Source organism: Streptomyces pallidus (ex Mingjun et al. 2026) (genome assembly GCF_051550185.1).
GTDB lineage: Bacteria > Actinomycetota > Actinomycetes > Streptomycetales > Streptomycetaceae > Streptomyces.
The window spans coordinates 1730649-1756708 of sequence record NZ_CP196181.1; the positions used below are offsets into that span (position 1 = coordinate 1730649).

The window sequence follows — 26060 nt, forward strand, 5'->3', positions numbered from 1 at the left end:
CGCTCCGCCCCGAACTCATCGCCGCGGCGCGCACGGACTCCCGTCCGATTCCCGCCGCCGCCCGCCGCTTAAGCTCTCAGGTTGATCAACTCATCTGTTGATCGCGGACAGCAGGGGGAGAAGACCCATGACGAGCGCGGCCGAGGTGTTCCAGCCGCTCCAAGGCGACGATCCGCAGGTGGTGGCGGGCTACCGGCTCGCGGCCCGGCTCGGGGCGGGGGGCATGGGGCGGGTCTACCTGTCGCACACCCGGGGCGGCCGCCCGGTGGCGCTCAAGGTGGTGCGGCCGGAGCTGGCCGGGGACACCGCCTTCGTCCGGCGGTTCCGCCAGGAGGTGGAGGCGGCCCGCCGGGTGCGGGGCGCGTACACGGCGGAGCTGATCGACGCCGACGCGGACGGCACCCCGCCCTGGCTGGCCACGCTGTACGTGCCCGGGCCCTCGCTGGCCGAGGCCGTGGCGCGGCGCGGGCCGCTGCCGGTGCCGGCCGTGCTGTGGCTGGTGGCGGGGGTGGCCGAGGCGCTCCAGGCCATCCACGCCGCGGGGATCGTGCACCGCGACATGAAGCCGTCGAACGTGCTGCTGGCCGCCGACGGCCCACGCGTCATCGACTTCGGCATCTCGCTGGCCTCGGGCATCACCCGGCACACGACCACCGGCGCGGCCATCGGCACGCCGACCTACATGGCCCCCGAGCAGGCGTCCGGGGAGGAGGTGACGGCGGCCACCGACGTGTTCGCGCTGGGGCAGACGGCGGCGTTCGCGGCCCTCGGGCGGCCGCTGTTCGGGGACGGGCCCTCGGTGAGCGTGCTGTACCGGATCGTGCACGAGGCACCCGACATGAAGGAGGTGCCGGAGGCGCTGCGCCCGCTGCTCACCCGGTGCCTGGCCGCCGATCCGGCGGACCGGGCCACCCCGGCGGAGATCGTGGACTGGTGCCGCAAGCGGCTGGGCGCCGACGCCGACGCCGCTGTGGACGTCGACGGGGGCGGCGGCCCGGCCGTGTGGCGGGAGGTCATGGGCCCGGAGGTGGAGGTCCCGGCTCCGGTACCGGACCCCACCCCGGTTCGTACGCGGGCGGGGTCGCCCTGGGCGCCGCCGGAGGTGACGGCGACACCGGGCGGGCCGGAGGAGGGGAAGGCCCGCCGCCGGCGGAGGGCGCTGATCGCCGCCGTGGCCGTGGGCTGCGCGGTGGCTCTGGGTGCGGGGGCCTGGACGGTCTCGGACGCCCTCGACGCCTACCGCGGCCGGTCCTCGGCCAAGGCGGCATCGGACGGCGGCAATCCGCGCGCCGCGGGTTCGGGCGGATCAGGGCCGGGCGGCTCGGCGTCCGGCGCCCCCGGGACGACCGCGGCCGCCGGCAAGGTCGGCGGCAGCAGCACCGGCAACCCCGCCGCCGGCACGTCCGGGTCGTCGGGGGCCTCGCGCGGCGTGGCGGGCACGCAGGGAACGCCGAGACCGACCGCGTACGTGCAGCAGTGGCTCGACGACAAGACGTCGGTGAACGTCAAGGAGCCGACCCGGCAGGAGAACGCCAAGGGCGACATCCGCTTCACGTGCGACGGGGGCAAGTACGAGGGTGACTGCTCCCTGGTGAGCGACACCAGCGTGATGAACCTGGCCTTCGCCAAGCAGGGTGCCTCCTTCGAGGACTGCCGCGCCCTCCTCGGCCGCGCCGACTTCGGCGACGCCGGGCAGCGCCGCCTGTCGCTGGCCGCGGTGGCGGCCGGCAGCGAGATCTGCGTCAAGCACCCCTCGGGGGACATCGCGTTGCTCGTCGTCCAGGTGAAGTCGGTCGCGGCGGTGCCGCGGGTACCCGGCTTCGTCACGGCGGACATGACGGTCTGGCGGGCCTCCTGACGCCTCCCGGCCCGGCCGAACGCGAGGTCGGATTCCCGCCAGCACCGGCCTCCCCGCCCCGGTTCGATAGGACTCGTTGAACAGGTAACCAACAACGAGGAGGGGCCATGAACGGCAGGACCGCGGTGGTCACGGGCGGCAGCCGGGGCATCGGTGCGGCGGTCGCGCTGCGGCTGGCCGAAGAGGGCGCGGACGTCGTCGTCACCTACGCCGGGAACGAGCGGGCCGCGGCCGAGGTGGTGCGGCGGATCGAGGCGCTGGGACGCCGGGGGTACGCCGTACGCGCCGATGTCGGGGACCCGGGCGAGGCGGCGGGCGCCGTCGAGTGGGCCGCCGACACCCTCGGCCGGCTCGACGTCCTGGTGAACAACGCGGGCATCGGGGTGCTCGGCCCGCTCGGCGAGCTGACCCTGGCCGACGTGGACCGGGTGCTCGCGGTCAACGTGCGCGGCGCCTTCCTGGCGGCGCAGGCCGCGGCCGACCGGATGGGCGAGGGCGGCCGGATCATCACCATCGGCAGCTGCATGGCCCGCCGGGTCCCGGGTCCGGGCGGCACCCTGTACACGATGAGCAAGTCCGCGCTGTCCGGCCTGACCAGGGCGCTGGCCCGCGAGCTCGGGGGGCGCGGCATCACGGCGAACCTGGTGGAGCCCGGGCCGGTGGACACCGACATGAACCCGGCCGACGGCCCGATGGCGAAGGCGCAGGCCGACCTGACGGCGGTGGGGCGGTTCGGCCGGCCCGAGGAGGTCGCGTCGATGGTGGCGTTCCTGGCGGGCGAGCAGGCCGCGTACGTGACCGGCGCCGAGTTCTCGGTGGACGGCGGCCACGCGGCGTAGCCGGGTGACCGGTCCGACCCGGGGCGGCAGCAGGTCGGGCACCGGTCCCGTCGCCGACGCGACCGGCGCCCCCCTCGCACCCGGTAGGCGAGTAGCCCCGGCCGGGAGCGAGGGGCGGGGCCGGGGCCCGGAGGCCCGCGCCTTCCGGCGACGGGCAGGCCGGGGGCCGCGATCAGGACGACGGCGTACGGGACTTCGAGGGCACGCCGGGTCACGACGCGCTCGCCTCGGCCGCGTGCTCCAGGGCGCGCACGAGCTGCCGCATGATCCTGGCCAAGCCGCGGGCGTGGTTCCAGTTCGCGTGGGGGCCGGACCCCAGCGGGCCGACCGCCGCGAAGTACTCCCATTCGGCGAGGGCCTCGAACGCCCCGGCGGGGCGCTGCGGCGTGGATGTCCCGCAGAGGGCGCCGTGGAGCTTCTGCCCGCAGGTGATCAGGTCGTCGATGAGCGCCGCGACATCCTCCGGTCCGGGGCGTTCCCCGTACGGGGAGAGCGCCCGGGCGATCAGGGCGGTCGCGTCCACGTGCTCCTGCGGCGTACCCATTGCGGTGCTCCCTACCGTCGTCAGCGGGTGATGGAGCAGGACTGGCGAGCGTGCCCTTGGCACCGGCGTGCGCCCCTGCTTGGAACCACCATGTCGGCTGACTGCCGGCCCAATCCACTTCCCGGACCTATAGGGCCGTCCTATATTCCGAGGATGGAGCCGGAGTTGGACGTATGGGTGCACCCCGACCTACGCGCAGCCGCAGCAGCGGAGGACTGGCCGACGCTGCTGAAGAGGTGGCGGAAGGCGACCCGCAGTAGCCAGAGCAGGCTCGGTGCCCTCGTCGGCCTGGCGCAGCCGGACATCTCAGCGATCGAGAACAGGCGGCGCGCGGTGACCTCCGTTGAGGTCCGGCAGCGCATCGTCGATGGCCTCCGCATCCCGGCCGAACTCCTCGGCGGAACGGGCGCCGAGACGCCGTTGCCCTCGCTGGCCCTGCCGGGCGGCCTGGTGGCCGATCCGGAGACCGAGCGCCTAGAGCAGATCACCACGTCCGGGATGAGGCTGGACGCGGCCTCGCTCGCCGCGCTGGAACGCCTGCTGGCGGAGCACCGCCGGGCCGAGGACACCCTCGGCTCGCGGGTCATGAACGCGGTGGTGACCAAGCAGTTCGAAGCTGTGGCCGGACTCTACGAGCAGGCGCGCGGCCCGCTCGCTGACCGGCTCGTGAAGGTGATGGCCGAGTACGCGCAGTTCCTCGCGTGGATGGCCCAGGACCAGGACAACGCGGCGTTGGCACTCGCCTGGTTCGACCGCTCCTACGACTGGGCCCTCGAATCCGGGTACGGCGACATGGCCGCCACCACCATGAGCATGAAAGCCCACCTCGCCTGGTCCCAGGGCCGCGCCCGGCGCGCCATCCGCCTCGGGGAGGCCGCGGCCTCGACGGAGGGGGCGAGCGACGGAACCCGGGCCATGGCCGTACAGATGGCCGGCCGAGGCCATGCCCTCGACGGAGACAGGGACTCGGCGTACCGTCGCCTCGACGAGGCGCAGCTGATCATCGCCAACGCCGTCGGTGTCCCGCCCTGGCTGTACTTCTACGATGAGCCCTGGTTCGCCGCACAGCGCGGCATGGCCGACCTGCACCTGCGGGACTGGCCGAACGCGATCAGGAATCTGACGGACGGCCTGGCCGGGTTCGCCGCCGGGTTCCGCCGTGACCGCGCCTGGTACGGGGCGTGCCTTGCCCACGCGTACGCGGGCGCCGGGGAACCAGAAGCAGCCCTGACGACTGCAACCGGCATCCTGACCGATGCCTCCGAGGTCGGTCGGCCCCACGCATGGGGCGAGCTGCACAAGGTGGGCGGCCTGCTGCTCCGGCAGGGTGCCCCGGAAGGCCGGGCGCTGGTGGACATGCTCGCCGAACTCGACTGAAGGACACGCGAAACGCCGGGCTGGCCGTACTGGCTCGACCCGACGAGGGCCCGCCTGGAGGCCGCATCGGCGGCGGCCGCATGCCAGGACTGGGCAGTCGCCGCGGCCGTGTTCCCGGAGGCCCTGCCGGAGTTGACCGGGCACCCGCGGGACCACTCGAAAGCGCCCCCTCCCGCCCGGAGGCGGGAGGGGGCGGTCGCGGGGCGGCGTCGGCCGCCCCGCCCCGGATCAGCCGCCCAGTTCCTGGTGGCGGGCGGCGAGCTCGGCCGTACCCGCCTCCGTCAGGGAGCCGTACAGGCGCAGCCGGGAGAAGCCGCCGTCGGGGAAGATGTCGATGCGGACGTGGGTGCCGACCGCCGGCGTGTCCAGTACGAAGCGGTGGTTGGTGTCGGGCTGCAGGCGGGTGCGCGGCAGGAACTCCTGCCACTCGCCGTCCTCGCCGGTGCGAACCGACAGGGCGGCCCAGCCGGCCGAGTTGCCCTTGAGGTAGGCGGTGTCGATCTCGACGGCGCGGATCTCGGACTCGGCGACCAGCCGGTAGCGGATCCAGTCGTTGCCGTCGTCGCGGCGGCGGGCGGTCTCCCAGCCGTCGTCCATCTTGCGGGAGCGGCCCGGGTTGATGGTGTTGGTCGGCGGGGAGTAGAAGCGGTTGGACGCGTCCTGGACGGCGCCGCCGTTCTCCAGGGCGACGACGTCGAAGGAGCCCAGGGCCCGCAGCCACTTCGGGTCCGGGAGGACCTCGCCGTGGACGCGGAGGCGGGCGATGCCGCCGTCCGGGTGCTGGTTGACGCGCAGGTGCGTGAAGCGCTGCTCGGCGTTCACCTCGAAGCCGTTGGCGGCGTGGCCGCCGACCGGGGTGCGCGGGACGAGGGTGGTCCACTTGACGTCGGCGCCGAGGAGTTCCTCCGGGGTGGGGGCGAGCGCCCCCTCCCAGTTGGTGCCCTCGACGGAGACGGCCTGCGGCATGTTGCCGCGGAAGTGGGCGGTGTCGACGACGATGCCGCGGATCACGCCGGGCGCGCCCAGGCGTACGAGGGCCCAGTCGTGGTCCTCGGCGGTGGGCCAGGGCTGTTCGGCGGAGACGCCGCGGCGGCGGCGGGTCTCCCAGCCGTCCATGACCTTGCCCTTGTGCCCGAAGTCCTCGGGGTCGAAGTGCGCGGCCTCGGAGACCAGCAGGTTCTCGCGCTGGGCGAAGAACTCGTCGTTGGCGGCGATGACACCGGCGCCCAGCTCCCGGGCGGCGAGGTTCGCGTACTGGGTGAACGGGAACTCGGCCGAGCGGTAGTCGGCGTACGGGTCGCCGCCCCCGTACGGGTTCGCGTTGCCGGTGAAGGAGGGGATCGCTGCCACGGTCAGTTCTGCCTTTCGAGGAGGAGGCCGGTGGGCTCGGACGGGGTGCCGTGGTCGGCGATCTTCCGCCCGCGCAGCCAGGTGGACTTCACGACGCCGTGCAGGGTCCTGCCCGCGTACGCCGTGACCTGGTTGCGGTGGTGGAGCTCGGCCGGGTCCACAGTGAACGTTTCTTCGGGGGCCAGGACCGCGAAGTCGGCGTCGCGGCCGACCTCGATGGCGCCCTTGCGGTCCAGGCCCGCCAGACGGGCGGGGGCGGCGGACATCCAGCGGACGACGTCCTCCAGGGTGCGGCCGCGGCGGCGGGCCTCGGTCCAGATGGCCGGCAGGCCCAGCTGGAGGGAGGAGATGCCGCCCCAGGCGGTGGAGAAGTCGGCGGTCTTGAGGTCCGCGGTGGAGGGCGAGTGGTCGGAGACGATGCAGTCGATGGTGCCGTCGGCGAGCGCGTCCCACAGCAGGTCCTGGTTGGCGGCCTCGCGGATGGGCGGGCAGCACTTGAACTCGCTGGCTCCGTCGGGCACCTCCTCGGCCGTCAGGGTCAGGTAGTGCGGGCAGGACTCGACGGTGACCGCGACGCCCTCGGCCTTGGCGGCGGCGATCAGCGGGAGCGCGTCGCTCGACGACAGGTGCAGGACGTGGACGCGGGCGTTCAGCCGGCGGGCCTGGGCGATCAGGTTCCCGATCGCGGTGTTCTCGGCGTCGCGCGGCCGGGAGGCGAGGAAGTCCGCGTACTTCGGGCCGGGCACGACCGGCGCGGAGTCGAGGTGGTGGGGGTCCTCGGCGTGCACGATCATCAGGCCGCCGAAGCCGCTGACCTCGGCGAGGGAGGCCGCCAGCCGGTCCTGGTCGAGCTCCGGGAACTCCTCGACGCCGGAAGGGGACAGGAAACACTTGAAGCCGAACACCCCGGCGTCGTGCAGCGGGCGCAGGTCCTCGACGTTGTCGGGGAGGGCGCCGCCCCAGAAGCCGACGTCCACGTGGGCCTTGGCGCGGGCCACGTCCTGCTTGACGCGCAGGTTGGCGACCGTGGTGGTGGGCGGCAGCGAGTTCAGCGGCATGTCGAGGAGGGTGGTGATGCCGCCGGCCGCGGCGGCGCGGGTGGCCGTCCAGAAGCCCTCCCACTCGGTGCGGCCGGGGTCGTTCACGTGGACGTGGGTGTCGACCAGGCCGGGGAGCAGGACGTCGTCGCCGAAGTCCTCGACGCGGGCGCCGGCCGGGGTCTCGGCGTCGTACGGGAGGACGGCGGCGATCTTTCCGGCGGCGACGGCGACCGAGGCGGCGCGCGTGCCCCCGGGGGTGATGACGCGAGTCGAGCGCAGTACCAGTTCCACGTCGTCGGACACGCCGGAACCTCCCCATCTACTTCCACAGAGCGAAATTCAACGTTCTGTTGACGGAGTCTTCATGTCGATCCGGGGCCAGTCAAGACCGTCCGGACGGTGCACCGACACATCGGACCGCCAACTGGATGTTTCCACGAGATGGAATTAGGATTTCGGCATACAGAATGTAGCTATCGCCACGGCGGACCGGCCCGGTACCTTCGCGAGCACCTCCGCCACCCGGACAAACCCGCTCTGACCGGCGAGGACGGCACCGCCCCGCCACTGGGGCCGAGGCCGGCCGCCCGGTAGGCTGCTTCCTCGCCTGCCTGCACCGAAAGGACCGCGCCGTGCCGACGTCCAGCGCCAGCACCACCGCCGCTTCCGCCAAGTCCACCGCCGGCGGCGGTGGCGTCCAGTCCCTTGAGCGCGCCTTCGATCTGCTCGAACGCATGGCCGACGCGGGGGGCGAGGTCGGCCTCAGCGAGCTGTCCACCGCCAGCGGCCTGCCCCTGCCGACCATCCACCGTCTCATGCGCACGCTCGTCGCCTGCGGCTACGTCCGGCAGCAGCCCAACCGGCGGTACGCCCTCGGCCCCCGCCTGATCCGCCTCGGCGAGTCCGCCTCCCGCCTGCTGGGGACCTGGGCACGGCCCTACCTGGCACGGCTGGTCGAGGAGACCGGCGAGACGGCCAACATGGCCCTGCTCGACGGGGACGAGATCGTCTACGTCGCCCAGGTGCCCTCCAAGCACTCCATGCGCATGTTCACGGAGGTGGGCCGCCGGGTGCTGCCGCACTCCACCGGCGTCGGCAAGGCCCTGCTCGCCCACACCCCGGCCGACGAGGTACGGGCCCTGCTCGCGCGCACCGGCATGCCGGCCGCGACCGAGAAGACCATCACCACGCCCGAGGGCTTCCTCGACGCCCTGGAGCAGGTCCGCAGGCTGGGCTACGCGGTCGACGACAACGAGCAGGAAAGAGGAGTCCGCTGCCTGGCCGTGTCGGTGCCGAACTCGCCGACCGCCGCCGCGATCTCCATCTCGGGTCCGGCCGGCCGGGTCACCGAGGACCTGACCGCGTCGATCGTGCCGATCCTGCAGAACGTGGCGGCCGAACTGTCCGTGGCCCTGCAGAGCCAGAACCCCGCCTGACCCCACGAGCAGGATCCGGCCCCGCGGGCGCCTGCGGCGGGGTGCGGTGCCGGGATGCCGAGGATCTCCCGGGGCGGGGTCCCGGAGGCGAGGCGTTGGGCCGGGTGCCGGTGCTCCCGTGGCGGGGACGGGCCGCCCGGGGCAGCGTGGTGCGCACTGCCCGCGTCCCCGAGGTCACCGAGGTCCGCCCATGGCCCGCGACTCCGTCACGGCGCCCCTGCCGGGGCGCGCCCTGCACCCGCCGCCCGCGGTCCCGGCGGCGCGCCGCCGGGACCTGGCCAGGCTGGCGCCCGTCGCCGCGGCCTACGCCCTCGTCCAGCTGCTCCTCGCCGTGCCCGGCACCGGCCTCGGCTGGGACGAGACCGTGTACGTCAGCCAGGTCGCCCGGGACGCCCCCGCCGCCTTCTTCAGCGCCCCGCGCGCCCGCGGGATCAGCTGGCTCGCCGCCCCCGTCGCCGCGTACACGTCCTCCGTCCTCGCCCTGCGGGTCCACCTGGCCCTGCTGTCGGCGGCCGCCCTGCTGCTCGCGCTGTGGGTGTGGCGCCGGCTGCTGCCCGTCCCGGTGCTCGCCCTCGCCGGCCTGCTGTTCGCCGGGCTGTGGCCGACCCTGACGTACGGGCCGCAGGCCATGCCCAACCTCTGGGTGGCCTTCGCGGCGCTGACCGCCGTCGGCTGCTTCCTGCGCGCCGCCGCCGACCGGCGGGACCTGCGTGCCCTCGCCGGGGCGGGGGTCGCCGTGGCGTTCGCCGCGCTGATGCGGCCCGCCGACGCCTTCTGGCTGGTCCTGCCCCTGGTGTGCGCCGCGCTGGCCGTTCCGGGCCGACGGCGGCCGGCCCTGCCCGCCGTCCTCGCGGCAGGCGCCCTGGCCGGCTGGGCCCCGTGGCTGGTCGAGGCGCAGCTGGACCACGGGGGCGTACCCGCCCGGCTGCACCGGGCGGCCGAGATCCAGGGCGGGATCGGCTGGCACCCCGCGTTCGGGGACCATCTGCGGGCCCTCGCCGGACGGACCCTGTGCCGTCCGTGCGACGTGCCCTGGGACCAGCCGGTCACCGGACTGTGGTGGCTCGCACTGCCCCTGCTGACCGCGGGCGGGCTCGCCGCCGCGTACCGGACGGGCCTGCTGCGGCCGGTCCTCGCGGCCACCGCCGCCGGGCTGTCCCTGGCCGCGCCCTACCTGCTGATGGTCGGGTACGCCGCCCCGCGCTTCCTGCTCCCCGCCTACGCCCTGCTCGCGCTGCCCGCCGCGCTGTGCCTGGCCCGGCTGCTGCGCGCGGCCCGCGGCCGCCCGGCCGTCCGCGGCCTGCTGTGCCTGGCGCTGGCCGGGCACCTCGCGCTCCAGCTGCTCCTCACGGCCGAGGTGGGGGACCGCAGCCGGGCCGCGCGGACGGCCTTCGCCGCCGTGGCGGCCGAGCTGCACCGCCAGGGCGTACGGCCGCCGTGCGTCGTCAGCGGCGTCGAGGCGGTCCGGGTCGCGTACCGCGCGGGCTGCGCCTCGCGCCAGGTGTACGGCGGCCACGACGGCAGCATCAGCGCCGCGGGCCTCGCCGCCCTCGCGGCCCGGCAGCCCGCCGCGGTGCTGGTCGCGGGCGGCGCCGCCGCTCCGCCGTGGGCCCGGGGCTGGCGCCCGCACCCGCTGCCCGGCCTGCCCGGGGAACGGCCGTGGCGCGCCTACCTCGCGCCGTCGGCGCGGCCCGCCGGCTGAACGGCGGTCCCGGCAACCCCGGCACCCCCGGCAACCCCCGCCGTCTCCGGCGCCCCGGCCGCGGGGACGGCACCGCCCGGGACGCCGGTCCGCGGGGCGGCCTCCGTGAGGCGGCCGTCCGTCATCGTCGCCGTGCGGTCCATCCGCTCCAGGTGGGCCCGGTCGTGGGTGACCAGCACCGTCGCCGTGCCCCGCTCCCGGGTGAGGGTGACCAGCAGGTCGAGGACGGCCGCGCCGCGCTCGTGGTCCAGGGCGCTGGTGGGCTCGTCGACGAGCAGCACCGCCGGCTCGTTCATCAGGGCCCGCGCGATGTTCACCCGCTGCCGCTGGCCCCCGGAGAGCTGGTGCGGCCGCTTGTCCGCCTTGTCCGCCATCCCGACGGCGTCCAGCAGGTCCAGGGCCCGGCGGCGCAGCGCCTTCGAGGGGCGGCCGGACAGGTGCGCCATGACCTGGAGCTGCTCGGCCGCGGTGAGCGAGGCCAGCAGGTTGGACTGCTGGAAGACGATGCCGATCTTCTCCCGGCGCAGGGCCGCCTTCTCTGCCGGACCGAGGACGGTGGTGTCCTGCCCGGCCACCTCCACCCGGCCCGAGTCGGGGGTGACCAGGGTGGCGGCGACCGCGAGCAGGCTGGACTTGCCGGAGCCGGACGGCCCGACCACGGCCGTCAGGGTGCCCGCGGCCACCTCCAGGCGGACCTCGTCGAGGGCGGTCAGCCGGCCCTCGCCGTCCGGGTAGGTGAGCGTGACGTCGTGGACGAGGAGGGTCATCGGGCGCTCCCGAGCGCGATCAGGGGGTCGACGGCGGTGATCCGCCGAATGGACAGGGCCGCGCCCAGCGCACCGAGCACGATCATGATCGCGGCGGGGGCCAGGACGGTGGCGGCGTCGAGGACGAAGGGCACGTCGCCGCCGCTGATCAGAGCGCCGATGCCGGCCGCGAGCGCGGTGCCGAGCCCGGTGCCGATCGCCAGCATGACCACGGCCTGACCGAGGGCGTCGCGCAGCAGGTAGGGGGTGGACGCGCCCAGTGCCTTCAGGACGGCGATGTCACCGGCGCGCTGGATGGTCCAGACGGTGAAGAAGGCCCCTATGACGAGGGCGGAGATCGCGAAGAGGAAGCCGCGCATCAGCTGGAGGGAGCCGTTCTCGGCCTGGTAGGACCCTATGGCGCCGAGGGCCTCCCCGATGGTCTGCGCCCGGGTGCCGGCGGCCCGGTCGCCGGCGGTGAGGCCGGCGCCGGTGGCGTCGGGCGCATCGAGGGCGACGACGGTCGCGGCCGTGTCGGGGGACGTGCCGGGGCTGCCGATGCGCTGCCAGTCGGTCAGGTCCGCCCAGACGACAGGGGTGTGGCTGTAGGCGGCGGTGCCGGAGACGGCGGCCACGGTCAGTTCGAGCGGGCCGATCTTCAGCCGGGAGCCGGCGGTGAGGCCGCCGAGCTCCTTCGCGGCCTTCTCGGCGAGGACCACCCGGCCCGGGCCGAGGCCGGTGTCGGCCGGCGCGAGCGGTCCGGCCGGGTCCACGCCGAAGACGGAGACGGCGGCCGTGCGCTCGCCCGCGGCGGCGTTGGTGGTGCGGATGCCGAGCGGCTGCGCCGACCTCACCCCGGGCTGCGCCCGCCAGGCCCGCCAGGCCTTCTCGGACACCTGTGAGTTGGCGAACGACACCTTCTGGTCCCCGGGGGGCTCGGCGAAGGCCAGGTGCGTGGCCGGCAGGCCGGTGAGGGCCGAGATGTTCTCCCGGGCCAGGCCGGCGGTGAGCCCGGACAACAGGCCGACCAGCAGGGTGATCAGCAGGACCACCGAACCCATGAGTGCGAAGCGGCCCCTTGCGAACCGCAGATCTCTCCAAGCAACGAACATGCCCCCACCTTGGTCTCCCGCATGTCCGCCGGGCATCGCGCCACGGGAGCGATCCTCGTATCGAAGGACGCATCCCGACATCAAACTTTCGATTGACCGTGCCCGCCCCGGACCCCCTTACCCTGGTCGGGCCATGACCGCGTCACCCCTCCGCCCCCTCACCCCCGTCTCCCGCGTCCTGCGGCTGTGCCTGCACGCCCTGCTGCTGGCCCTGCTCGGGCTCGCCGCGGGGCGGGCCGTCGCCCACTCCCTGCCCTCGGCGGGCGCGGTGGTCGCCGTCTGCGCCGTGCTGGCCGCCCTGTACGGGGCCGGTGCGCGCTCCCCCGCCGTCCGCGGGTCGGCCGCGGCAGCCGGGGGATGGCTCGCGGCGCTCGGCACGGTGTGGGCGGCGCTGCTGGTGCTGTCCCCCGACGGGCTGTGGATCGCGTTCCCGCTGTACTTCCTGGAGCTGCACCTGCTGCGGCTGCGCTGGGGCGTCGCCGCCGTGGCCGTGACCGCCGGCGCGGCCATCGCCTCGTTCCTCGGCCACAGCGGCACCGTGACGCCGGGCGCCTTCCTCGGGCCGCTGCTCGGCGCCGCCGTGGCCGTGGCGACCGTCCTCGGCTACCAGGCGCTGTACCGGGAGAGCGAACGCCGCCGCGAGCTGATCGAGGAGCTCATCGCCACCCGGGCCGAGCTGGCCGCGGCCGAGCGCGACGCCGGGACCGTGGCGGAGCGGGAGCGGCTGGCCCGGGAGATCCACGACACGCTGGCCCAGGGGCTGTCCTCCATCCAGCTGCTGCTGCGGGCCGCCGAGCGGGCCCTGCCCGAGCGGGATCCGCGGCTGGCCCCGGCCCTGGAGCACATCGGCCGGGCCCGGGAGGCCGCCCAGGACAACCTCGCCGAGGCCCGCCGGTTCGTCCGCGCACTGACCCCGCCGGACCTGGAGCACGGCTCGCTGGCCGCGGCACTGGAGCGGCTGTGCGCCGGGGTGCCGCAGGCCCGGTTCTCGGTCAGCGGCACCCCGCGGGAGCTGCCGACCCCGTACGAAGTGGCGCTGCTGCGGATCGCGCAGTCGGCCCTGGCCAATGTGGTGCGGCACGCGGGGGCCGGGCGCGCCGGGATCACCCTGACCTTCATGGACGGCTCCGTGACGCTCGACGTCGTGGACGACGGGACCGGCTTCGACCCGGCGAGCGCCCCCTCCGGCGAAGGCGGCTTCGGGCTGCCGGCGATGCGGGCGCGGGCCGAGACGCTGGGCGGGCTGTTCACCGTGGAGTCCGCGCCGGGCCAGGGCACCGCCGTGGCCGTCACCCTGCCGCTGCCCGCGTGCGCCCCCGACACCGCCGACGCCGCGGACGCTGCCGCGGACGGCGCTGTCGACGCCGCCGACCACCTGGAGGCTTCCCGATGACGATCCGACTGCTGCTGGCCGACGACCACCCGGTGGTGCGGGCCGGGCTGCGCGCCGTGCTGGACACGGAACCGGACTTCTCGGTGGTCGCGGAGGCGGCGACCGCCGAGCGGGCGGTGGAGCTGGCCGCCGCCGGGGACGTGGACGTGGTCCTGATGGACCTCCAGTTCGGCGCGGGCATGCACGGCTCGGCGGCCACCGCGCAGATCACCGCCCGACCCGGGGCGCCCCGGGTGCTGGTGCTGACCACGTACGACACGGACGCGGACATCCTCGCGGCGGTCGAGGCCGGCGCGTCGGGCTACCTCCTCAAGGACGCCCCGCCGGAAGAGCTGGCCGCGGCCGTGCGCACGGCCGCCGCGGGCCAGTCGGCGCTGGCCCCGGCGGTGGCGCTGCGCCTGATGGACCGGATGCGGACGCCCGCGGAGGCGCTGACGAAGCGGGAGCTGGAGGTGCTCCAGCTGGTGGCCGACGGCCTGTCGAACCAGCAGATATCCAAGCGGCTCTTCCTCAGCCAGGCCACGGTCAAGTCCCACCTGGTGCACGTCTACGCCAAGCTCGGCGTGGACTCGCGTACGGCGGCGGTGGCCGCGGCCGCGACCCGCCGCCTCATCCGCACCCCGTAGCCGCGCGAGCCGCGCGTGCCACGGGCGGCCGCTAAGCCACCCAGTGGGGCCGCTCCACCGACGGGGCCAGCGGCGCGCCGTCGTAGCAGGCCGCGGCGAGGCGGCGTATCCCCTCCTCCAGGCGGTCCGCCGGCAGCGTGTACGGGATCCGGATCCGGTGCTCGAAGGTGCCCGGGTCCACGCCGAAGCGGGCCCCGCGCCCGATGTGCACCCCGGCGGCCGCGGCCCGCTCCGCCAGCGCGGAACCCACCGGCCCGCCCAGGTCCACCCACAGAGAGAGCCCGCCCGGCGGAACCCGCCAGGACCACTCGGGGGTGTGCCGCCGCAGCGCCCGTACGAGTGCCTCGCGCCGGTCCCGCAGCTGCGCGAGGCGGGCCGGCAGGACCCGCTCGGCGCTTTCGAGCAGGGGCAGGGCGACGAGCTGGTCGAGCACCGAGCCGGTCAGGTCGGCCGCGACCCGCACCGCGGCCAGCTCGGTGACCAGCTTCTCCGTGGCCCGGATCCAGCCCACCCGCAGGCCGCCCCAGTGCGTCTTGCTGAGCGAGCCGATCGTCACGACGTGGTCCGCCGCGCCCCGCCGCGCCAGGGCGGCCAGTGGCTGCGGGGCCGGGACGTCCAGGGCGATGTCGGCGATCGTCTCGTCGACCACGAGCCAGGTGCCGGTCCTGCGGGTCGCCGACAGCAGCCGCAGCCGCTCCTCGGCCGGCATCAGCGCGCCGGTCGGGTTGTGGAAGTCGGGGATCGCGTACGCCAGCTTCGGCACGGTCTGGCGCAGCGTGGACTCGGTGTGATCCATGTCCCAGCCGGCGTCGGAGACCACGACGGGCACGGTGCGCAGTCGGGCGTGCCGCAGGGCGTCGAGGACGTTCGCGTAGGTCGGGTTCTCCGTCACGACGCGGTCTCCCGCGTGGCAGAGCAGGCTCGCGACCAGGACGAAGGCGTGCTGTGCCCCGGCCGTGACGAGTATCTGCTCGGGGCGGGTGGCCAGGCCCCGGCGGGTGAACCGGTCGGCGACGGCGCGGCGCAGCTCGGGCAGCCCGAAGGGGTGGTAGCCGGGGTCGTCGGCGAGGGCGGGCAGCCGGGCGGCGACCTGGGCGAGGGCCTCGGCGAGGCCCTCCTGCGGGGCGCCCATGGCGGCGATGGCGAGGTCGATGCCGTCGTCCCGGTCGGCGGGAGGGGCGCCGGTCGCGCTCAGCAGGTGGGCGCCGACCGGGCCGTGGCCGTCGGGCAGTTCGGTCCAGGTGCCGGAGCCCCGCCGGCTGCGGCAGTATCCGCTCTCGCGGAGCAGGTCGTAGGCGGCGGTGACGGTGGCCCGGCTGGCGCCGAGCGCCTCGGCGAGCTCGCGTTCGGCCGGCAGCCGGACGTGCAGGGGGACGCGGCCGTCGAGGACCAGGCGGCGGACGGCCTCGGCGAGCGACCGGTAGCCGGGGCGGGCCCGCACCTCGGCCGGGAGCAGCGCCGCGAGGGCGCGGCTGCCGATCGTCCTGTCCACCGTTCGGCCCACTCCCCCGTTTGCCATGCCAACCTCCCCCGTTTGGCTCTGCCTACCAGGCCAATCAGGGGTCCAGACTCGCGGCATTGGCCCCCGATTGGCAAGGAGAATGCCCGATGCCCGCTGTCCGGACCCCGTCCGCCGCCCAGGCCACCCCGCCGGCCGTCCTCACGGACCGGGACGAGCGGGCCCTGGTGGCCGCCGTCGAGAACCGGATCTGCGAGCCGCTGCGGCTCGGCGCCGTGGTCGCCTCGCTGCGCCGGACCCTGTGGCGCACGCTCGCCCGGCCGCCGCACACGACGGGCCCGGTGCAGGGACGAGAATCGCTGCCATGCCGACCGACTCCCCCTCCGATTCCCTCCCCGACCGCTCCGCCGCGTCCGGGCGGCCCTCCGGCCCGGTGATCGCCGGGCTGCTGCTCGCGGCCGGGGGCGGCCGCCGCCTCGGCGGCCGCCCCAAGGCCCTGCTGCCCTACCGCGGGCGGCCACTCGTCGAGAACGCGGTGCGGGTGTTGCGCGAGGCGGGCTTGGGCCCGCTGCACGTGGTGCTCGGCGCCTCGGCCGCCGAGGTCCGCGAGCGGGCGGACCTGAGCGGCTGCGTGCTCGTCGACAACCCGGACTGGGCCGAGGGCATGGGCTCGTCGTTGCGGGCCGGTCTCGCCTCCCTGGCCGGTACGGGGGCGGGCGCGGCCCTGGTCTCGCTGGTGGACCAGCCGGGCATCGGGCCGGCGGCGGTGGCCCGGGTCCTCGCCGCGTACCGGTCCCCGGCCAGTCTGGTGGCGGCGGCGTACGGCGGGGAGCGCGGGCACCCGGTGCTCTTCGGCGCGGACCGCTGGGCGGACATCGCGGCCACGGCGACGGGCGACAGGGGCGCGCGGGTGCACCTGACACGGCACGCGGACGAGCTCACGCTGGTGGAGTGCGGGGACGTCGCCGAGGCGTACGACATCGACACCCCGCCGGACCTGGACCGTCTCGCCTGAGGGCGGGCGGGGGCGGCCCTGAGCGGGCTGTGACCGGGGTGGCACTGAGGGCCACTGCGGCCGGAGTGTGTCGACTCGGAGAATCTCGACATCAACAAACCATTGAACTTCCACCATAAGGAAATTACTATCCACTGGTCAGAAGCGCCCTGAACCCCAGACGGCGCCCGCGACCGTATCCCGGAACTCTCCACACCCGACGGCACTGCGTGCCGTCCCGCGCGAGCATTCCCCGCGGCCGCCAGGCACCGCCGCTGAAGGAGTGACAGACATGTCCGCACCAGCGCCGTCATCGCCGGCCATCGTCGACGCCGCGCCGCTGCCCCGCCAGGACGAGGTCCTGACGGAGGAGGCCCTCGCCTTCGTGGCCGAGCTCCACCGGCGGTTCACGCCCCGCCGCGACGAGCTCCTCGCGCGCCGCGCCGAGCGCCGCGCCGAGCTCGCCCGCACCTCCCACCTCGACTTCCTCCCGGACACCGCACAGGTCCGCGAGGGCGAGTGGCAGGTAGCGCCGGCCCCGGCCGCCCTGAACGACCGCCGTGTGGAGATCACCGGTCCGACCGACCGCAAGATGACCATCAACGCCCTCAACTCGGGCGCCAGGGTGTGGCTCGCCGACTTCGAGGACGCCTCCGCCCCCACCTGGGAGAACGTGGTCCTCGGCCAGCTGAACCTGATCGACGCCTACGAGCGCCGCATCGATTTCACCGACCCGCGCACGGGCAAGGCGTACGCCCTGAAGCCCGCCGAGGAGCTCGCGACCGTCGTGATGCGCCCGCGCGGCTGGCACCTGGAGGAGCGCCACCTCACGGTCGACGGCCGGCCGGTGCCGGGCGCGCTCGTGGACTTCGGCCTGTACTTCTTCCACAACGCGCAGCGCCTGATCGGCCTCGGCAAGGGCCCGTACTTCTACCTGCCGAAGACGGAGTCCCACCTGGAGGCGCGCCTGTGGAACGAGGTGTTCGTCTTCGCCCAGGACCGCGTCGGCATCCCGCAGGGCACGGTCCGCGCGACCGTCCTGATCGAGACCATCACGGCCGCGTACGAGATGGAGGAGATCCTCTACGAACTGCGCGACCACGCCGCCGGCCTGAACGCGGGCCGCTGGGACTACCTCTTCTCCATCGTGAAGAACTTCCGCGACGGCGGCGCGAAGTTCGTCCTGCCGGACCGCAACGCGGTCACGATGACCGCTCCGTTCATGCGCGCCTACACCGAACTGCTCGTCCGCACCTGCCACAAGCGCGGCGCCCACGCCATCGGCGGCATGGCGGCCTTCATCCCGTCCCGCAAGGACGCGGAGGCCAACCGCGTCGCGTTCGAGAAGGTCAAGGCCGACAAGGACCGCGAGGCGAACGACGGCTTCGACGGCTCCTGGGTCGCCCACCCCGACCTGGTGCCGATCGCCATGGCCTCCTTCGACGCGGTCCTCGGCGACAAGCCGAACCAGAAGGACCGCCTCCGCGAGGACGTCTCGGTGGCCCCCGGCGAGCTCATCGCGATCGACTCCCTGGACGCCAAGCCCACGTACGAGGGCCTGCTGGGTGCCGTCCAGGTCGGCATCCGCTACATCGAGGCCTGGCTGCGCGGCCACGGCGCGGTCGGCATCTTCGGCCTGATGGAGGACGCGGCCACCGCCGAGATCTCCCGCTCGCAGGTCTGGCAGTGGATCAACGCCGGGGTCGTCTTCGAGAACGGCGAACGCGCCACCGCCGAACTCACCCGCCGCATCGCCGCCGACGAACTGGCCGCCATCCGGGCCGAGCTGGGCGACGAGGCCTTCGCGGCCGGCAAGTGGCAGGAGGCCCACGACCTGTTCCTCCAGGTCTCCCTGGACACCGACTACGTCGACTTCCTCACCCTCCCGGCCTACACCCACCTGATCGGCTGACCCGCCCGCCGGACGTGACCGGCCCCGGCCCGCGAGGGTCGGGGCCGGTCACGTCCGGGGCCGGTCACGTCCGGCCCCGGGCTCCGCCCGCTACCGCCGGCCAGCCGGTCATCCGGTCGGCGGCGGGCAGGGCCGCGCCGGGTCCTCCACCGGGACGAGCCGGACCTGACCGACGGGTTCCTTCAACGGCGCGTCCGTCTCCGTGTTCCACAGCAGCGCCATCTTGTCGGCGACACCGAAGAACAGGTACGGCCGGCCGGGATCGAGCAGCCCTCCCTCGGCGTTGAGCCCGGCCAGCGGAACGGTCGGCTGGACGCAGGTCCACTCGGGTTCCACCCCGAAGTAGGAGGGCGCGGCGCGGCGTTGCTCGGCCGCCTCCTGGGTGCGGGCGACCGCCCGCGCGGCGTTGTCGAGGGCGAGCCCCGCGAGGGAGGCGACGACCCCGACGTAGAGGAGGACGTAGACCACCGCGTTGAGGTGCTCACCGGGCTTGGTGAAGGGGAAGTGGAAGTGCTTGGCGATCCCCCACAGTGCCGGGCCGAGCAACCCCAGGCCCAAGTAGGAGACCAGCTTCGCCCCGGCCGCGACCTGCCACAGGCCGGGCACGTCCAGTTCGTCCGGGGTGAGGTCGAGGCCGTCCGCATACAGCCCGTGGAGCACGGAACCGGAGGCGACGACCAGGCCGGTCACGAGGGTCACCGCGAGCGGCACGGTGGCCGTCAGCCACTCCGTCCACGTGGTCCATTGGCGCATCAGGAGCCAGATTCCGACCACGGTCACCGTAACCGCAGCGGTGACCAGCATCTGCAGCGGTGTCCACGGGGACCCCCCGGGCACCCCGTAGACCAGGCAGAGGAAGACGGCGGCGGCGACCGCCCCGCCGACCAGCCCGCGCAGCCGTGCCGCCCGGTCCGCCCGCCGCCGGGGCGCGGCTCCCGGGCCGCTGCCGCCGGCCGCCGTCCGCGGTACCGCACCGCCCCGGGCGGCGCAGACCAGCGCACCGGCGAGGCACCCGCAGCCGATCAGCAGGAACGGCCAGCGCAACGGGCCCTGTGCCTGCCGGAAGCAGCCGACGGTGAAGGCCATCACGAGCAGCCAGCCGAAGACCCGCCCCAGGCGCCTGTCGAACTCGTCCTCGCGCGGCAGCTCCCGGTCGCGCCCGCCGCGCCGCGGGGACATCCGTACGTCCAGTCCCGGACGGGCGGGTGAGCCGCCCGGAAGGCCCATGCGGGCCAGCCGCCTGGCCTCGGACGGCGTGCCGAGTGCGATGGACCCGGTGTCGTAGCGGCCCCAGCGCTCCAGGACCCGCGCGCGCCGACCCGCCGCACGCCGCGGGTCGGTCCGGTGGGCCGTGGTGTGGGAGCGGTACTCCTCCAACTGCTCCCGGTCGGCGTCCACCAGCTCGGTGCGGCGTACGTACATTTCGAGTACGGCCGACTTCGCGAGCTGACGGATCCGCCAGCCGGCCGCCCGCTCGGTACGGCTGTTGCGCGCGCCGAAGAACCGGACCTCGACGCAGAACAGGTGCGCCCCGGAATCGACGCTGAGGACTCCGGCGGAGGGGCCCTCCCCGCGGCCGAACTCGGCCACGACGGGCCATTGCTGCGCGCCGAACACGGCTCTGGCCTGGTCGAAGTCCCTTGTCCCGCCGCGCACTTCGACCAGGGTGAGCACCCGTTGGTCGTACTGCCGTCGCACCACCCTCAACCCCCGTATCTCCTGGTCCGGTCGGGTGACCGTACCGGGCACGGCGGGGCGGTGCGCACGGAATTCCGGGCCGCCTGAAGCGGAACTCGGGCGGCCGAACGACCGGTCGGTCGTTACGTCATCGTAATCTGCGGCTACCTAGCGGTAACAAGCCAGGGCGTGTCACCTTCTCCGTGCCACCGGCCGGCGGTGTCCCCCACTTCCCCAGCCATGCCCCGGAGTTCTCGCGCGCTCCGGCTCCGGCATGGCCTACCGCAGGAGTTCCGTCGTGATCGGATTCCGCTACGCCAGCAAGGACAGGACACGCCGCCGGGTGCGCCGACTGGCCGGGGCCGGGCTGGCCCTGCCGCTCGCCGTCGGCGCACTGGTCGCCGCCCCCGCCGGGACCGCGGCCGCCGCCCCCGGGTCCGGGCCCACCGCCGTGGTGTCCATGGGCGACAGCTACATCTCCGGCGAGGCCGGGCGCTGGAAGGGCAACAGCCTCACCAACACCGGCAGTCGGAGCGGCACCGACCGGGCCTGGGTCAGCGGCAGCGTGTACGACCCTTCGAAGGTGTACGGCACCACCGCGGGCGGATGCCACCGCTCCGACTCCGCCGAGGTCAGGAGCGCCGGGGCGATCGCGGACGTCGCGATCAACCTGGCCTGCTCCGGAGCCACCACCGAGAACGTCTTCCGCTCCGCCAACGGCGGCGTCCCCTACAAGGGCGAGGCCCCGCAGGCCGACCAGCTCGCCGCCGTCGCCGCCAGCCACGACGTCAAGGTCATCGCCCTCTCCATCGGCGGCAACGACCTCGGCTTCGCCGACATCATCAAGGACTGCGCGCTCGACTTCGTGATCTGGAACTCGTACTGCTACGACGACCAGCAGTACGGCGTCGACCAGAAGATCGACGGCGTCATGGCGAACGTCGGGAAGTCCGTGGACGAGGTACGGGCCGTGATGCGCGCCGCCGGCTACGGCGACTCCGCGTACAGGATCGTGCTCCAGTCCTACCCGTCACCGATCCCGCGCGGCGCGGAGAACCGTTACGCCCAGAGCGACTGGAGCCGCCTGAACACCGGCGGCTGCCCCTTCTGGAACCGGGACTCCGACTGGGCGCGGGACTCCCTCGTCCCGCAGATCGCGAACCGCCTCAAGGCGGTGGCGGCGGCCAAGGGCGTGCAGTTCCTGGACCTGCGGGACATGATGCAGGGCCGCGAGGTGTGCGCGAAGACCAGCAAGCAGGTCACCTCCGCCGCGCCGGCGTCGGCGAAGACGAGCGAGTGGGCGCGCTGGATCGACAGCAGCGAGACGCAGGGGCTCGTCCAGGAGTCCATGCACCCGAACCACTTCGGCCAGCTGGCACTGGGCCGCTGCCTGGCGCTCGCCGTCGGCCAGGGCCCCACCTCGGGCGTCGGCTGCAAGAACACCGCGGGCACGGACCAGACGGGGATGTACCTCACCCCGCTCCCGTAAATCCGGATGAACGACCGCCGTACGGGCTGGCATGCTCGGCGCATGTCAGCCCGTACCGCGCGCCCCAGCATCTACATCTCCGTCGACATCGAGGCCGACGGCCCGATCCCCGGCCCCTACTCCATGATCAGCTTCGGTGCCGCCGTCGCCGGCCGGCAGGACGGCGCCCGGTACACGGCCACCGATCCCGAGCGGCGGACCTTCTACCGCGAACTGCGGCCGATCAGCGACCAGTACGACCCCGAGGCCCTGGCCGTCAGCGGACTGGACCGGGACCGGCTGCTGCGCGAGGGCACCGACCCGGGCGCGGCCATGGCCGCGTTCCGGGGATGGGTGCGCAACGTGGCCGAGGACGCGGGGGCACAGCCGGTGATGTGCGGCTACCCCGCCTCCTTCGACTGGACCTTCCTCTACTGGTACCTGATGCGGTTCGGCGGCGACAGCCCCTTCGGGCACTCCGGTTGCCTGGACATGAAGACCCTCTACGCGGCGAAGGCACGGGTCCCACTGCGGGCCGCGGTCAAGGGCCGCATGCCGGCCGAACTCCGCTCCCGCCGCCGCCACACCCACCACGCGCTCGACGACGCGATCGAACAGGCGGAACTGATGAGCAACCTCATGCTGTGGCAGGGCCCGGCGGAGGCCGGTAGCGGTACCGGTACCGACGTCGGTACCGCCGGGGACGTCCGGTAGCCTCACGGCTCCGCACGGGCGCCGGGCGCCAGGCGCCAGGCGCCTGGCGCGGAGCGCGACGGGCGCCTCATGCGACCGGGGGGAACATGGACGGGATCGCCCGAACAGGCACGACGGTGCCGCGGACGGCGGGCCCGCCCCGCCGCGGACACGGTGGCGCCGGCCCGCCGCCTGCCGGCGGAAGGGCAGGGCCCCGTCGGCGTGCTCGCCGCACTGGCGGCGCGCAGCGGCGACCGGCCCGCCGCGGCGTGGGCCGTCTGCCAGGCGCTCGGTGGAGCGGACGCGCGGGTACGGGAAGAGCTCGGCCGGTCGGCCGAGCTCTTCGCCGGGTTCGGTCCGGACGAGGACGGGCGGCTCGGCGAAATCCCGGAGCTGCTCGGGTCGTTCGACGTGCCGCGGGCGCTGGACGAGCGCGAGCAGGAGGTGCTGGGGCTGTTGCAGGCCGCCGGGGCGGCCTTGGGCGGGGTCCGCGGCGGGGTCGGGCACGGCCTGTCCCGGCGTTTCGTCAAGGGCGAGCTCACCGCGGCGTTCCCGCTGCTCGCCCGGTAGCCCGTCCGCATACCCCGGGGCAACACCGCCCCGTCCTGGACGGCGTTGGCCGCCGCGGGCGCCCTTCCGCCCCCGCCCGCGGACTGCGCGACGGCGGCGCAGGTCGCGCAGGTCCTGGACGAATGCCGCCGGCACACGGCCGAGGCCCGCTGAGCGCGCGCCGTGCGGTCGGGGACTGCGCGGCGCAAACCGAACCGGCCGGGCCGTGGCGCCCCGCGCGGCGGTTTCAGCGGGCCGGTAGGAAGTCCAGCGCCGCGCTGAGGTCGGCGAGTTCTCGGTAGTGCACGCCCGTCATGCCGATCGCTACCGCCGCCTCGACGTTCTCGGCCCGGTCGTCCACGAACAGGCATCGGGACACGGCGGCGCCGGCCCTTTCGGCCGCGATCTCGTAGATCCGGTGGTCCGGCTTGGCGACCCCGACCCGGGCGCTGCTGACGACGTGGTGCGCGAGGTCGGCCAGCCCCAGCGTCACCAGGTCCGCCTCCAGTTCCTCGGTGGCGTTCGTCACGAGCACCAGGGGCATGTGGGCCCGTGCCCGGCGGAGCAGCGCCACCACCGCCTCGTCGGCCCGGAAGGGGGCCTCGGCGAACGCCGTGCCCAACTCGCGGGCGACCGGCTCCGGCACGCAGTCGGTCAGGCCCAGCACGATGGAATCCACCCACTGCCGCTTGGTGATCTCGCCCAGGAGCAGCGGCACGTCCCGTTCGGGAGCGAAGGCCACCCGAGCGGTCGTGCCCTCCGCCAGCCCGGCCCGCCGCTCCAACTCCGGGAGCAGGCCCGGATCGTAGAAGCGGATCACGTTGTCGAGGTCGCAGAGCAGCGCGTCGAAGGGGGTTCGGGCCCCCCGGTCGCCAGTCACCTCCTCTGGATAGCAGGACCCGTAGCGGCCGTCGAGGGGGGACCCGGCCTCGCTGCCGGCCCGGGGAAGGGGCCTGGCGGGGGCGGGCCGGGAGCTGCCACGCCGGGGACCGTGACTGCGTACGAGGTCCTGCTCACCGGCGGCGCGGCGGGCGGCGGGCGGCGGGCGGCGGGCGGCGGGAAGTCGACGGTCGGCTGGGAGGTGTCCGCCGTGCTGCGCCGCCGCGGGACGGCCCACTGCCACGTGGAGGGCGACTTCCTGGACCAGATCCACCCGGCTCCGGACGGAGATCCGGACCGGGCTGCGATCACCGAGCAGAACCTGGCCCCGGTCTGGGCCAACTACGCCGCGCTGGGGCAGCACCGCCTCGTCTACGCCAACACCGTCAGCATCCTCGACCGTCCTCTGATCGTCCGCGCCATGGGCGGCACCGGCGCGGACGCCCGACCGGTCCGCACGACGAGCGTGCTGCTCACCGCGCGGGAGGCGACCGTAGGGGAGCGGCTGGCCCGGCGGGAGATCGGCTCGGGGCTGGCGGAGCACATCGGGCGGAGCCTGCGCATGGCTGCCGTCCTGGACCGGGAGGCCCCGCCGGGCACGGTGCGGATCACGACGGACGGGCGGCCGGTGACCTGGAGCGCGGAGCGGGTGCTGGAAGCCGTGAGGTGGTGAACCCCTCCGGGCACGGCAGAGCCGCTCACCCGACGCCGCTGCACCGGGCGCCGGTTCACGGTTCGGCCTCCGGCGGCGCGCGGCTGGCGGGCCTGTCGAGAGGCGCCGGGGCGGCGGGCAGCGGCGTCAGCGGTCGTTCCGCACAACGGCGCGAGCGCCGGCACGGCGGTGCGTACGCCACGCCCGCAGTGGGTGGCGTACGCACCGCCGCGCGCCGGCTGGACCGTACGGGGATCAGTGCGCGGGCACCGGTTCCGCTCGGCCGTCGGCGGTGGCCGCCGCGGCCGTACCGCGCCTGGCGCCGAGGTGGTTGAAGGCCAGGTTGAGCAGGATGGCCGCCACGCAGCCGGTGCTGATGCCGGAGTCCAGGACGACGAGCAGGTCCTTGGGGAAGGCGTGGTAGAAGTCCGGGGCGGCGATGGGGATGAGGCCGACGCCGACGGAGGCGGCGACGATCAGGGCGTTCTCGCCGCGCTCCATGGCCGCGCCCGCCAGGGTCTGGATGCCGCTGGCCGCGACCGACCCGAAGAGGACGATGCCGGCGCCGCCGAGGACCGGCAGCGGGACCACGCCGATGACCGAGGCGGCCGCCGGGCACAGGCCGAGCAGGATCAGGATGCCTCCGCCGGCGGCGACCACGAACCGGCTGCGCACCTTGGTCATGGCCACGAGCCCGATGTTCTGGGCGAAGGCGCTGCACATGAACCCGTTGAACAGGGGGCTCAGCGCGCTGCCGAGGGCGTCGGCGCGCAGCCCGCCCTCGATGGTGCGGGCGTCCGCAGGCCGGTCGACGATCCTGCCGAGGGCCAGGATGTCGGCGGTGGACTCGGTCATGCAGACCAGCATGACGATGCACATGGAGACGATGGCGGCGACCTGGAACTGCGGGGCGCCGAAGTGGAAGGGCGTCGGGAAGCCGACCAGGCCGGCGGTGCGCAGGGCGTCCGTGTCGACCATGCCGAGCGGGACGGCGGCGAGGGTGCCGACGACCAGGCCGAGCAGGATGGATATCTGCTGGAGGAAGCCGCGCAGCAGTCTGCGCAGCAGCAGGACGGCGAGGAGGGTGCCGGCGGCCATGCCGATGTTCTGCACGGAGCCGTAGTCGGTGGCGGTGCGGTTGCCGCCCTGCGACCAGTTGAAGGCGACGGGGAGCAGGGAGATGCCGATGAGGGTGATGACCGTGCCGGTGACCACGGGTGGGAAGAAGCGGACGAGCTTGCCGAAGTAGGGGGCGGCCAGGAAGCCGAGCAGCCCGGCGACGATGATCGCGCCGAAGATGATCGGGATGGCATCGGCGCCCCGGTCCTTGCCGATGGCGATCATCGGGGTGACGCCGGCGAAGGAGACCCCGTTGACGAAGGGGAGCTTGGCGCCGATCCGCCAGACGCCGAGCGTCTGGAGCAGGGTGGCGAGGCCCGCGGTGAACAGGGACGCGCCCATCAGGAAGGCGGTGTCCCGGGCGGAGAGTCCGACGGCCGGGCCGACGATCATGGGCGGGGCGACGACGCCCGCGTACATGGCGGCCACGTGCTGGAGGCCGCTGGTGAACATCTTCAGCGGGGGCAGGGTCTCGTCGACCGGATGCTTCTCCCGCGGCACTGCTACTGCGACTGCTGCTGATGCTGATGCTGCATCTTTGCGAAACCTGGGCGCCTGGGCCACGGCTTCCTCCGGTCGGTTAGACACGTCGGCAGGGACGTGGGTGTCAAGGAGGTGGTGCGAAAGCGGTGCGA

At 74.5% G+C, this 26060-nt stretch carries 22 protein-coding genes and 1 pseudogene; 14 read left to right on the forward strand and 9 right to left on the reverse strand.

Annotation, left to right across the window (positions count from 1 at the left end; all coding sequences use genetic code 11):
• Positions 1–127: 127 nt before the first annotated feature.
• Positions 128–1858, forward strand: coding sequence for a serine/threonine-protein kinase (locus ACSHWO_RS07430; RefSeq protein WP_438310588.1), 1731 nt, complete (start codon positions 128–130; stop codon positions 1856–1858).
• Positions 1859–1965: 107 nt separating this feature from the next.
• Positions 1966–2697, forward strand: coding sequence for a 3-oxoacyl-ACP reductase family protein (locus tag ACSHWO_RS07435; RefSeq protein WP_438310590.1), 732 nt, complete (start codon positions 1966–1968; stop codon positions 2695–2697).
• 211 nt (positions 2698–2908) lie between these two features.
• Here the strand turns inward: ACSHWO_RS07435 and ACSHWO_RS07440 are convergent, their stop codons facing one another.
• Complete coding sequence (locus tag ACSHWO_RS07440; protein WP_438310592.1) at positions 2909–3241, reverse strand: DUF6415 family natural product biosynthesis protein; 333 nt, start codon at positions 3239–3241, stop codon at positions 2909–2911.
• Positions 3242–3394: 153 nt separating this feature from the next.
• Between ACSHWO_RS07440 and ACSHWO_RS07445 the strand changes: the two genes are divergently transcribed.
• A complete protein-coding gene (locus ACSHWO_RS07445) occupies positions 3395–4618 on the forward strand; it encodes a helix-turn-helix domain-containing protein (RefSeq protein WP_438310594.1) in 1224 nt (407 codons plus the stop codon).
• Positions 4619–4846: 228 nt separating this feature from the next.
• Here the strand turns inward: ACSHWO_RS07445 and alc are convergent, their stop codons facing one another.
• Positions 4847–5968: an allantoicase gene (alc, locus tag ACSHWO_RS07450; RefSeq protein WP_438310596.1), complete on the reverse strand. Its 1122-nt coding sequence runs from the start codon at positions 5966–5968 to the stop codon at positions 4847–4849.
• A 2-nt stretch (positions 5969–5970) separates the two neighbouring features.
• The gene (gene allB, locus ACSHWO_RS07455; RefSeq protein WP_385804968.1) at positions 5971–7311 is read right to left on the reverse strand and encodes an allantoinase AllB; all 1341 of its coding nucleotides are present in this window, start codon (positions 7309–7311) and stop codon (positions 5971–5973) included.
• 329 nt (positions 7312–7640) lie between these two features.
• Here allB and ACSHWO_RS07460 point away from each other — a divergent pair, with 329 nt between their 5' ends.
• Positions 7641–8444 carry an IclR family transcriptional regulator gene (locus ACSHWO_RS07460; protein ID WP_385804969.1) on the forward strand — a complete coding sequence of 268 codons (804 nt, stop codon included), beginning with the start codon at positions 7641–7643 and terminating at the stop codon, positions 8442–8444.
• A 190-nt stretch (positions 8445–8634) separates the two neighbouring features.
• On the forward strand, positions 8635–10146 hold the full coding sequence (locus ACSHWO_RS07465; protein ID WP_438310599.1) for a hypothetical protein: 1512 nt from the start codon (positions 8635–8637) through the stop codon (positions 10144–10146).
• Between the two features lie 95 nt (positions 10147–10241).
• Here ACSHWO_RS07465 and ACSHWO_RS07470 read toward each other — a convergent pair.
• A pseudogene (locus ACSHWO_RS07470) lies at positions 10242–10913 on the reverse strand (ABC transporter ATP-binding protein); the annotation flags it as partial.
• The gene (locus ACSHWO_RS07475) at positions 10910–12004 is read right to left on the reverse strand and encodes an ABC transporter permease (RefSeq protein ID WP_438310601.1); all 1095 of its coding nucleotides are present in this window, start codon (positions 12002–12004) and stop codon (positions 10910–10912) included. The gene ACSHWO_RS07475 and the pseudogene ACSHWO_RS07470, both read right to left, overlap by 4 nt.
• A gap of 133 nt (positions 12005–12137) precedes the next feature.
• Between ACSHWO_RS07475 and ACSHWO_RS07480 the strand changes: the two genes are divergently transcribed.
• Positions 12138–13397: a sensor histidine kinase gene (locus tag ACSHWO_RS07480; protein WP_438310603.1), complete on the forward strand. Its 1260-nt coding sequence runs from the start codon at positions 12138–12140 to the stop codon at positions 13395–13397.
• Complete coding sequence (locus tag ACSHWO_RS07485; RefSeq protein ID WP_361091773.1) at positions 13394–14023, forward strand: response regulator transcription factor; 630 nt, start codon at positions 13394–13396, stop codon at positions 14021–14023. Before ACSHWO_RS07480 ends, ACSHWO_RS07485 begins: the two co-directional genes overlap by 4 nt.
• A 31-nt stretch (positions 14024–14054) precedes the next feature.
• Here the strand turns inward: ACSHWO_RS07485 and ACSHWO_RS07490 are convergent, their stop codons facing one another.
• Positions 14055–15515, reverse strand: a complete 1461-nt coding sequence (locus tag ACSHWO_RS07490; RefSeq protein ID WP_438310605.1) for a PLP-dependent aminotransferase family protein — start codon at positions 15513–15515, stop codon at positions 14055–14057.
• Positions 15516–15631: 116 nt separating this feature from the next.
• On the opposite strand from ACSHWO_RS07490, the gene ACSHWO_RS07495 reads away from it, so the two are divergent.
• From ACSHWO_RS07495 to aceB, 3 genes are all read left to right on the forward strand, one after another.
• Positions 15632–15919 (forward strand): hypothetical protein, encoded by a 288-nt coding sequence (locus ACSHWO_RS07495; RefSeq protein ID WP_385804974.1) that lies wholly within the window; start codon positions 15632–15634, stop codon positions 15917–15919.
• Positions 15847–16497 carry a nucleotidyltransferase family protein gene (locus ACSHWO_RS07500; protein ID WP_385804975.1) on the forward strand — a complete coding sequence of 217 codons (651 nt, stop codon included), beginning with the start codon at positions 15847–15849 and terminating at the stop codon, positions 16495–16497. Before ACSHWO_RS07495 ends, ACSHWO_RS07500 begins: the two co-directional genes overlap by 73 nt.
• A gap of 271 nt (positions 16498–16768) precedes the next feature.
• Positions 16769–18388 carry a malate synthase A gene (gene aceB / locus ACSHWO_RS07505; RefSeq protein WP_438310607.1) on the forward strand — a complete coding sequence of 540 codons (1620 nt, stop codon included), beginning with the start codon at positions 16769–16771 and terminating at the stop codon, positions 18386–18388.
• Positions 18389–18496: 108 nt separating this feature from the next.
• Here the strand turns inward: aceB and ACSHWO_RS07510 are convergent, their stop codons facing one another.
• Positions 18497–20089, reverse strand: a complete 1593-nt coding sequence (locus tag ACSHWO_RS07510) for an NnrS multi-domain protein (protein WP_438318977.1) — start codon at positions 20087–20089, stop codon at positions 18497–18499.
• Positions 20090–20363: 274 nt separating this feature from the next.
• Here ACSHWO_RS07510 and ACSHWO_RS07515 point away from each other — a divergent pair, with 274 nt between their 5' ends.
• The 3 genes from ACSHWO_RS07515 to ACSHWO_RS07525 all read left to right on the forward strand — a co-directional run bounded on the left by ACSHWO_RS07515 (position 20364) and on the right by ACSHWO_RS07525 (position 22796).
• Positions 20364–21554, forward strand: coding sequence for a GDSL-type esterase/lipase family protein (locus ACSHWO_RS07515; protein WP_438310609.1), 1191 nt, complete (start codon positions 20364–20366; stop codon positions 21552–21554).
• A gap of 42 nt (positions 21555–21596) precedes the next feature.
• Positions 21597–22247, forward strand: a complete 651-nt coding sequence (locus tag ACSHWO_RS07520; protein ID WP_438310611.1) for a 3'-5' exonuclease — start codon at positions 21597–21599, stop codon at positions 22245–22247.
• 201 nt (positions 22248–22448) lie between these two features.
• Positions 22449–22796: a hypothetical protein gene (locus tag ACSHWO_RS07525; protein ID WP_438310613.1), complete on the forward strand. Its 348-nt coding sequence runs from the start codon at positions 22449–22451 to the stop codon at positions 22794–22796.
• 226 nt (positions 22797–23022) lie between these two features.
• Here ACSHWO_RS07525 and ACSHWO_RS07530 read toward each other — a convergent pair whose 3' ends face one another.
• The gene (locus ACSHWO_RS07530; RefSeq protein WP_438310615.1) at positions 23023–23655 is read right to left on the reverse strand and encodes an HAD family hydrolase; all 633 of its coding nucleotides are present in this window, start codon (positions 23653–23655) and stop codon (positions 23023–23025) included.
• Positions 23656–23766: 111 nt separating this feature from the next.
• Between ACSHWO_RS07530 and ACSHWO_RS07535 the strand changes: the two genes are divergently transcribed.
• Positions 23767–24327 carry a hypothetical protein gene (locus ACSHWO_RS07535; protein ID WP_438310617.1) on the forward strand — a complete coding sequence of 187 codons (561 nt, stop codon included), beginning with the start codon at positions 23767–23769 and terminating at the stop codon, positions 24325–24327.
• 234 nt (positions 24328–24561) lie between these two features.
• Here the strand turns inward: ACSHWO_RS07535 and ACSHWO_RS07540 are convergent, their stop codons facing one another.
• Positions 24562–25989: a nucleobase:cation symporter-2 family protein gene (locus ACSHWO_RS07540; protein ID WP_438318980.1), complete on the reverse strand. Its 1428-nt coding sequence runs from the start codon at positions 25987–25989 to the stop codon at positions 24562–24564.
• Positions 25990–26060: the final 71 nt, after the last annotated feature.